Genomic DNA, 341 nt, shown 5'->3' on the forward strand with positions numbered 1-341 from the left:
GGTCACGGCGCCGGGCCGGGCCAGTGTGTGGCGCTGCTGGTGCCGCGTTCGGGCGAGGCGATCATCGCGATCCTGGCGGTGCTCAAGACTGGGGCGGCCTACCTGCCCATCGACCCCGCCCTGCCCGACGAGCGGATCGGGTTCGTGCTGGGCGACGCCGCGCCCATCGCCGCACTGACCACCACCGCGCTACGCCGGCGGCTGGACGGGCACGACCTCACCGTGCTGGATGTCGCCGACCCCGCCATCGACACCCACCCCGCCACCGCCCTGCCCGATCCGGGGCCCGAGCAGGTGGCCCACATTATTTACACCTCGGGCACCACCGGGGTGCCCAAAGG

At 73.3% G+C, this 341-nt stretch carries 1 protein-coding gene; it reads left to right on the forward strand.

Features of this window, described 5'->3' with window-relative positions:
- A partial coding sequence (locus WU80_RS24920; RefSeq protein ID WP_156349796.1) for an AMP-binding protein occupies positions 1 to 341 on the forward strand: 341 nt, incomplete at both ends.

The organism is Mycobacterium sp. UM_11 (genome assembly GCF_001414075.1).
Classification (GTDB): domain Bacteria; phylum Actinomycetota; class Actinomycetes; order Mycobacteriales; family Mycobacteriaceae; genus Mycobacterium.